Genomic DNA, 356 nt, shown 5'->3' on the forward strand with positions numbered 1-356 from the left:
GGGACAGCGCAGGTAGACGTCCGACAGGAACTGCATCTCCACGTGCTCAAACCCCGAGCCGCCACAGGTTGGGCAGCGGCCGTCACCGCTGTTGAAGCTGAACTTGGCCGCCGTCCAGCCACGCGACTGCGCCAGCGGGGTGGCGGCGAACAGGGCGCGGATGGCGTCCCACGCGCCGACGTAGCTGACCGGGTTGGAGCGCGCCGTTTTGCCGATGGGCGATTGGTCCACCAGCACCACACCTTCGAGCCAGTCCGCCCCCAGCAGCGCGTCGTGCGCGCCCGGCGCCTCGGTGGGCTGGCCAAAGTGGCGCAGCAGCGCCGGCGCCAGCACGTCCTGGATCAACGTGGACTTGC

1 pseudogene is annotated in these 356 nt (G+C 70.2%); it reads right to left on the reverse strand.

Features of this window, described 5'->3' with window-relative positions:
- Positions 1-356 (reverse strand): annotated as a pseudogene (locus EMN46_RS19540) (excinuclease ABC subunit UvrA); the annotation flags it as partial.

It is taken from the genome of Ancylomarina sp. 16SWW S1-10-2, assembly GCF_009669305.1.
Taxonomy (GTDB): Bacteria; Bacteroidota; Bacteroidia; order Bacteroidales; family Marinifilaceae; genus Ancylomarina.